We start from the raw sequence: 8,450 nt of genomic DNA on the forward strand, positions 1-8,450 counted from the left end.
TTATACAGTGCAAATACAGCGTTGAGGTGCTACCATAAAGAGGCCTTATTTCATTCATTTTTTGATATAGGAGAGACCTTCTATGCATCGCATGCCGTTTAGTAATACTTTGACCATCGGACTTATGTTATTCGCCTTATTCTTCGGGGCGGGTAATCTCGTGTTCCCGGCGATGATGGGCCAGTTCGCGGGGAATCAATTATGGCAAGCCAATCTGGGCTTCCTGATTACGGGCGTTGGCCTGCCCTTGCTTGGCACATTGGCGCTCGGATTTTCCGGCATGAAAAATTTGCTCGCATTGACCAGTCGCGTACATCCATGGTTTGCCTTCGGCTACACAATGTTGCTCTACTTAACGATCGGACCGTTGTTTGCCATGCCGAGAACCGGCAGTATTTCATATGAAATCGGTTTTAAGCCCTATATCGGATCAGAGCATGGTCCTCTAGCAATGGCAGTCTTCACCGTATTCTTCTTCGGGGTGACCTTGCTCTTCTCCATTAACCCGGCAAGAATGGTTGACATCGTAGGCAAGATACTGACACCTATCTTGATCACCTGCATCACATTGCTGGCTATCGCATCCTTCGCGATGCCTCTGGGCGAGCCTCAACAACCGGAGGCCGGATTCACCTCCCAAGCCTTCTTCAGGGGATTTCAAGAGGGCTATTTGACAATGGATGCGCTCGCGGCATTGGTATTCGGCATTCTCGTCATCAACGCTATTCGCGCAAAAGGGGTTATAGAGCGTAAAAGCATACTGACCGTCTGTCTCCAAGCGACCTTGATAGCAGCGTCCATGCTCGCTGTCATCTACACATCCCTCACTTATATTGGAGCTATCAGCGTGTCCACGTTCGGTATTCTGGCCAATGGCGGCGAGGTGCTCAACTTGGTGACCAGCCATTATTTTGGCACATTCGGAGGAATTGTGCTCGGCATTATCGTGTTGCTTGCCTGTCTGACGACAAGCATTGGCCTGACCACCGCTTGCAGCAGCTATTTTCAAACGATTATTCCAGGCATGTCGTATAAACAACTCTGCATCGTCCTGAGTGTTGTAAGCGCCCTGCTCGCCAATATCGGTCTGGAGCAATTAATTCATTTTTCCGTACCTGTTTTGTCGATCTTATACCCGCTCGCTATCGTGCTCATCTTGTTGACATTCATGCATCATTTGTTTAAGGGCAAGCGCGCCGTATACGGGATTAGTCTGCTGCTTACCTTTCTTGTCAGTCTGGTTGACGGTCTTAATGATACGCCGCTAGGCATCGAACAGCTCAGCGGCTTCTTTAACCGGTTCTTGCCTTTGTACGATATCGGATTAGGCTGGCTGATACCTGCCTGTGCGGGAGCACTGATCGGGCTTCTGCTGCCAGTGCGTTCGAACTAAGGGAGCTTGCGTTTTTCATTCATTTTTGCGTATAGTTATAATACATTCAGAACGGGAGGTGGTACTGATGGTAATCAGAGATTACCGGATTGGAAAGGACTCATGCGAAGCCTGAATTTAGGAGGCGATACTTTGCATGGGGGAGTCTGAATTCACATCCATCGCCCGATTAAAAGCATCTATCGATTCTTCTAATACTTGGCTTTGCACCTTATTTCTTCTCAAAATCAAAAATAAGGGGCTGACGTCCATGTGCGATCCATTTATTAGAAACTTTCAATATAACTTGATCAAGAACCAAGCTGATTCTGTCATCCGCGCTCTTCGAACGGTGAGCGACCCGAAAATATTGGAATCTGTCCGCTTCGGCGCGCAGACCAAGGTGACGGAGCTGTATCCCGACGCAGCGGACGACAGGAGAGCATTGCTGGAAGCCGTATCGGAGTTGAAAACGGCAGAGGACCTTCAGAAATACATGCAGGAGCTCGAGCCGTATCTGATTCCGTTCCCTTCCGTTACCGAGAAACAGATTAGAAGGCTTTTCCCGAAAAACAAGAAGTTGAAGCTTCCCGATCTATCGCAACTCGACTTCCGGTATGTATCCTATCTGAGCTGGATCGATATTGCGACCCAAAAGATGTTCCTCGTCTATGATGACAACGGACAAGTCGTCGGCGTTGAAGGCAGGTATACCTCGACCCGCAAGAAAAGCTACTGCTTCGCATGCAACAGATATGAAGAGCTTGTCTTATTCTCGGCGGTATCCAAAAAAAGAACAGCGCATGCTTCGCCTGATTATTATAAGTCGGTCGGAAACTATCTATGCGTCGATGGCCATACGTGCAACAAGAATATAACCGATGTCGCTTCATTAGAGAAACTCATCGGCTCGGTTCTAAAATAGAATTGAAGTACAGTAGTGCAAAACAAAGGGCGGCTTCGGCCGTCTTTTGTTTTGGCTGCAATATAAAACCAATTTGGCTTGCTTATTGTCATTATCATTCACCATCGTTATCGACAGTTCGAACAGCTCGAACTAGTAAATCATTCATCTCCTAAACTAAAACAATAATAAAAAGAGGGTGCTGCCGCTCGCCAACGTTGGCATGCTGGTAGCACCCTCTTAAAAAATGATGTGAAACGGCCGCACCAGACGACTTAGCCGCCTATCTTCACATTATTGGTCGTCTGCACGCCGCTCCCAGCTCTCGACATCGCCAGGAACAGGCTGAACAGCAGCACGATCGCCCCCAGCAAGTAAGGGCCGTTCAAGTGCAGAGTATACAGCGTGCCCGCTGCGGCTGGACCGAATATATTGCCCAAGCTCATATATGCATTGTTCATGCCCGCCACGAAGCCTTGCTCGTTGCCCGCCGCCTTCGACAGCAGCGTATTGATAGCCGGACGCATAATGGACGTCAGCGTCAGGAAGAACGTCGTCAGAAGCAGCACGTAATAGAAGTTGCCCGACAGCAGCATGAGCACCAGCGTCACGGCCGACAGCAGCAGCGTCGCTTTGATCAGCAGCCGCTCTCCGAAGCGGTCAATCAGCTTGCCGATATAGAACAGCTGGATCAGCGTACCCGCGCCCGCTCCGATCGTAATAATGAGCGATATCTCGCGAACCGTGTAGCTGTACTTCTCATCGACAAACATCGGGAAGATCGCCTCGAAGTTAAGCAGACCGAAGTTCAGCGTGAATACCAGCACGAGCAGCACGAAGTACGATGCCTTGAACGACTTGGCGATCTGCACCCAGATGTATTCGCGCTTCATGGTAGACGCTCTGGCAGCAAGTCTGGATTCCATAGGCAGCGACTCCGGCACGAAGAACATCGTGCACAACACGGCGAACACGCCGACGCTCGCCGATACATAGAACGGGGCGCGCAAGCCGAGCTCGGCCAGGAATCCGCCCGCTCCGGGGCCAATGACGAAGCCGAAGGACATGGCAGCGCCGATCCGGCCAAGCCCCTTGCCCCGATTCTCCTCCGTCGTAATATCTGCTACATACGCCAGCATGGATGGAATCATCGCCGCCGCCCCTACGCCCCCGACGAAGCGCGATACGTAAAGCATGGAAATATGTTCCGCAGTGGCGAATATCAAGTTGGAGATCGTGAACAAGGCAAGCCCCGTTACAATCATCCATTTGCGTCCGTACTTGTCGGACATCTCTCCGAAGATAGGCGAGCATAGAAATTGTGTGATGCCGAATGCGGCGATCAAATAGCCCGCCGTCGAGCCTCCGGCTCCGAATTCACGCAAGTATTCCGGCAATACGGGAATAATAAGGCCGATGCCCAGCATGGCAATGAACATGTTGAGCATAAGCAGCGGCATCCGGCTGCCTCCTGATTGTTGTTGTGACATTGGTTGTCTCACCCTACCCTAATCTTGTTATCTATATCTAAATCTGTCGGTCAATCCCGCCGGCTAATGAAGCCCGGCTATAATCTCGTATGATCGCAAGCGCGCAGCATGGTCGTATATATGCGAAGAGATCATTAGCTCGTCTGCTCCCGTCGCTTCGATGTAGCGTGCGATCTTCTCTTTCAATGTGGCAGGACTGCCCGTAATCGTGCCGCCAAGCTGCTGCTGCAGCGCATGCCGTTCTTGCGACGTCCATAACGTATCCATGCTGCGCACCGGAGGCGGCAGAGGCTGCGGATTGTTCCGGATAAGCCACAGGAACGCCTGCTGCAGCGATGTGGACAAGTATTCCGCTTCCTCATCCGTATCGGCAGCGACAATATTGACGGCTACCATGCCGTACGGCCGTGCCAGCTCCGATGACGGCTGGAAGCTGCTGCGGTACAGATTCATGGCTGGAACTGTGAACATGGGCGAGAAGTGTCCCGCGAAGGAGAACGGCATGCCCAGCTTCGCCGCGAGCAGCGCGCTGAAATCGCTGGAGCCCAGCAGCCAGATCGGAACATCGGCCCCTTCCCCCGGTATGGCTCGCACCGGCGGCTTCGCTGCAGCTCCCCCCGGATTCATATAAGCCTTCAGCTCCTCCAGAAGCTCCGGGAAGTTATGCCCTGTCCCGCCGCGCTCGCCGCGCAGCGCCTTCGCCGTCAAGCCGTCCGTCCCCGGCGCGCGCCCCAATCCCAGATCGATCCGGCCGGGATAGAGCGCATCCAGCGTGCCGAATTGCTCCGCGATAACAAGCGGCGCGTGGTTCGGCAGCATAATGCCGCCGGAGCCGACTCGAAGCGTCGACGTTCCCGCCGCCACATGGCTGATAACGAGCGATGTGGCCGAGCTCGCCACACTCGGCGTATTATGATGCTCCGCCAGCCAATAGCGATGATAGCCCCACTGCTCCGCATGCTGCGCCAGATCCAGTGTGTTCTGCAATGACCGGGCCACTGTGCCTCCCGCCAGAATAGGCGACAGATCAAGCACGGATAGCGGGATGCCGAACAAGGCATGACGCCGATCCGCATGATCGGTTATTCCTTTATTACTCAAGTCAACCACCTGCTTTATCTCTCGAAGTTCCTCCACAAGGATACTGTAATCATATTCTATACAGTTACCTCTAGTCAATGGTTATACTTGTTCTTTACCATAACTACAAGCGAAGCGATCAGCACACCCAGCACACAGCCGCTTAAGGAAGCTACGACGAGTATCCCGATCACATTCGCGCTGGAGGTGATGAGCAGCTTGCCGCTCACCGTTGCAACCGCCGTTGCCGCAACAATGCCCCAGTAGAAAAGTTTATTTCGCGCCGACGGACCAGCCGCCTCCGATGGATTGGCAGGCATCCGCTTCAAGAGCAGGAATATGATGAGCAGACCTGCGGACAAGCCGATCAGCGACAGACCGTGCTGCAATATTTTGTACAGGGGAAGCTCCGGCAATACAGGCTGCTGCAATATCGGAAACTTCTGAACATATATTCCTGTCGCATGCGTGAAGCCGTCAAGCAATACATGGGAATAAAAGCCGATCGCTACCGACACCGCGAAGACAAGCCAATCCCGCCAATGACCGAATCTCCACGGATAGGCATGTGCTAGCGCCCTCGCTCTGCCCCTCCAGCCTTGCCATGACGGTAAATGTGCGATAAGCGCATTCTTCACGATGCAATGAAACAGAATCGCCAGCAGCAGACTCAGCGGCAAAGCTTGCAGCAGCAGTCCTGCAGCTGTATGTCCTATTCTCTGGTAGGGCTCTAGTGCAATAAAGTACTCGAAGTCCGGAGACATGCTGCCCAGCACAAGACCAGTCAGGCTGAACATTCCCGGCGCAAGCCGCTTTAGCGGTGCGGCATACAGCGGATGTGCAAATGTAAAAGGCATGGCTTCTCTTCTCTCCCGTACCTATATTTCAAGCATCATAAGTAGCAACCCTTACTAGACGCAGCCGGGAGGAGAATGGTTTCATTTTTTTATGATCGAGATCTGCTTTGTATTATAATGAATGTACTAGTGAATGACGAATGGGAAAGAAAGGGGCCGGCATGGGCTATCAATTGACGCAAAGAATCATTAAGCTGCTGTGCGGTGCCGAGCATTATGAACGGGGCATGGCGTATTGGAAGAACGGGAACGTCGCGCTGCGGCATACGGGAGAAAATGGCGGAAATCCATTGAGAAACTATGAGGCAACCGTCCTTGCCAACAAAAAGTTCGACGTCACCGTCGCGATTGACGCTAATGGGGATGTGGAGGCGGAGTGCTCCTGTCTGGCGTTCTATGCCGATCATCAATATTGCAAGCATGTGGCGGCTGCGCTGATCGCGATCCTTCAGGATGTGCATAGTGGCGGCGGGGCTCCTGTGCGTTCTTATACGAGCGGCACTCTGACTTCGAATGAGATGATGGCGCGTCCGCTGACAAGCCGATCGACTCGACAGCAGGAGACTGTCGGCAGATGGCAGCAGGAAGAGGCTGCTTCCGACAACAGGCTGGTGGACAGCGTATTCGCTGTCTTCCGGGACAGCTCCGCCAGAGCCGGCAGCGAAGCGCTGCTGGACCATCGGGAGCGGCTTCAACTGGAGGCAACCGTACAATTGGGGGGCGGACTGTCGGGCTCCACAATCGGAATCGAGCTTAAGCTGGGCGTGAAGCGTCTCTATCAAGTGCAGAAAATAAAGGATGTGCTGGAGCATATCGATAAAGGCTCGTCGTATGTGTTCACCAAGCTGTTCGCCTATGACCCTGACCGGCATCGGTTCGATTCGAAGGATCTCGCCCTCCTTCAAGGGCTGATCCATATCTGCAAGCAAGAAAGCGACTATAAACGCACTATGCAAAACTCGATCTATGTCGACAATCGCTCCGCCCGCAATGAGCGACTGCTGCTCATCCCTCCTTATGCGTGGCCTCAGCTGGTTCCTTTGCTCCAGGAGACCGGAGTAGTCAAAGTAGAGCATATTAGCAGAACCGGCCGCAGAGGGTTGCTGATCCGCTCTTCCTTCTATGAAGGATTCCAGCTCGCTGAGGGAGACTTGCCGCTCCGTTTCACTTTCGACTGTGCGGACAGAGGCGACGGCTATGTATTCCACCCTGAGGGCCTGAAGCAGCTGGCATTCCTGGAAGCCTACGGGATGGCCTTCTCGGAGGGCAAGTGGTACCGCATCGATGAGCAGACCGTCCGGCGGCTGGCGGGACTGAAGACTCTGTTGGAAGGGGCGGAGAAGGATGAGCTCCTGATCGCACCGGAGCGGATGGAGAGCTTCCTGGATCGCATCGTGCCGCAATTGACGAAGCTGGGCGGCGTGCATATGTCCGAGCAGGTATCGGAGCGAGTGGTGTACAAGCCGCTGAAGGCCCGCATGTACTTGGACCGGGTGCGCGAGCGGCTGCTGGCCGGACTGGAGTTCCAGTACGGCGATGTGATCATCAACCCGCTGGAGGACACCGCCAAGCAGCGGGGAACGGATCGCATCTTGATGCGGAACGGCGAGCGGGAGCGGTATATATTGTCCATGTTGGAGAACGACAGCTTCGGCAAGACGGAAGGCGGCTACGTCATCGAAGGGGACGATGCGGAGTATGAATTCCTGCACCATATTGTGCCTCGGCTGGAAGATCTGATGGATATCTATGCCACATCCGCCGTGAAGACTCGGCTTGTCGTCGATGCTCCGCCTCCGAAAATCTCGCTCACATGGGATGAGCGGACCGACTGGCTGGAGTTCAAGTTCACGCTGGACGATATTCCGCAGGCGGAGATCAAGCGGATCGTGCAGGCGCTGCAGGAGAAGCGAAGATACTATAAGCTGCCGGACGGCGCGCTTATGCCGCTTGAGTCGACTCATTACGAGGCGCTGATGCGCGTTATGAATGAGGTCGGCTTGCATCAGCCGGCCTTATTCGACGACGACACCGTGCGCTTGCCGACCATTCGGGCGCTGGCGCTTGCCGGCTTGCCGGAGCAGGTCGGCCAGCTCAAGCTGGGCAAGTCGCTGCGCACGCTGCTGGACAATATCCGCCATCCCGACAATATGGACTTCCCCGTGCCGGAGTCGCTTCAGCCATTGCTGCGCGATTATCAGACGTTCGGCTATCAATGGATGCGTACCATGGCGCATTACCGATTCGGCGGCATTCTGGGAGACGATATGGGGCTGGGCAAGACGATTCAGAGTATTGCCTTCCTGCTGGCCATGCTGCCCGACATTCGCGAGCGCGGTATGCCGGCGCTTATCGTGGCGCCCGCTTCGCTTATGTACAATTGGCGGAACGAGCTGGCCCGCTTCGCACCGGACATTAGAGCGGTTATCGCCGATGGCGGCAAGGAGGAGCGGAAGGAGAAGCTGCGGATTGCCGGAGATGCTGTTGTTGAAGTTGCCGGTAACGCTGGAGGTGCAGGTAGTGGTGCTGCTGAAGATGCCGGTAACGCTGGAGATGCTGGTAGTGCTGCTGCTGAAGATACCGACGCTGAAGATGCAGGTGCTGCTGCTGCTGAAGATACCGACGCTGAAGATGCAGGTAGTGCTGCTGCTGAAGATGCCGACGCTGGAGGTGCAGGTAGTGGTGCTGCCGAAGATGCCGACGCTGAAGATGCAGGTAGTGCTGCTGCCGAAGATGCCGACGCTGAA

At 54.1% G+C, this 8,450-nt stretch carries 6 protein-coding genes; 3 read left to right on the plus strand and 3 right to left on the minus strand.

All coding sequences use genetic code 11. The features are described from left to right. The first annotated feature begins 82 nt into the window (after nt 1-82). Nucleotides 83-1,393 carry a branched-chain amino acid transport system II carrier protein gene (gene brnQ, locus M6D81_RS31115; RefSeq protein ID WP_262681504.1) on the plus strand — a complete coding sequence of 437 codons (1,311 nt, stop codon included), beginning with the start codon at nt 83-85 and terminating at the stop codon, nt 1,391-1,393. Nucleotides 1,394-1,643: 250 nt separating this feature from the next. After that, a complete protein-coding gene (locus M6D81_RS31120; RefSeq protein WP_262681510.1) occupies nt 1,644-2,297 on the plus strand; it encodes a FusB/FusC family EF-G-binding protein in 654 nt (217 codons plus the stop codon). Nucleotides 2,298-2,551: 254 nt separating this feature from the next. Here the strand turns inward: M6D81_RS31120 and M6D81_RS31125 are convergent, their stop codons facing one another. From M6D81_RS31125 to M6D81_RS31135, 3 genes are all read right to left on the minus strand, one after another. Then, nucleotides 2,552-3,766 (minus strand): MFS transporter, encoded by a 1,215-nt coding sequence (locus M6D81_RS31125; RefSeq protein WP_262681505.1) that lies wholly within the window; start codon nt 3,764-3,766, stop codon nt 2,552-2,554. A gap of 63 nt (nt 3,767-3,829) precedes the next feature. Then, nucleotides 3,830-4,867 (minus strand): LLM class flavin-dependent oxidoreductase, encoded by a 1,038-nt coding sequence (locus M6D81_RS31130; RefSeq protein ID WP_262681506.1) that lies wholly within the window; start codon nt 4,865-4,867, stop codon nt 3,830-3,832. Nucleotides 4,868-4,941: 74 nt separating this feature from the next. Next, nucleotides 4,942-5,703, minus strand: coding sequence for a DUF4184 family protein (locus tag M6D81_RS31135; RefSeq protein WP_262681507.1), 762 nt, complete (start codon nt 5,701-5,703; stop codon nt 4,942-4,944). 140 nt (nt 5,704-5,843) lie between these two features. Here M6D81_RS31135 and M6D81_RS31140 point away from each other — a divergent pair. Beyond that, on the plus strand, nt 5,844-8,450 hold a 2,607-nt coding region (locus M6D81_RS31140), incomplete at its 3' end, for an SNF2 helicase associated domain-containing protein (RefSeq protein WP_262681508.1).

The organism is Paenibacillus sp. J5C2022 (genome assembly GCF_025567625.1).
Taxonomy (GTDB): domain Bacteria; phylum Bacillota; class Bacilli; order Paenibacillales; family Paenibacillaceae; genus Pristimantibacillus.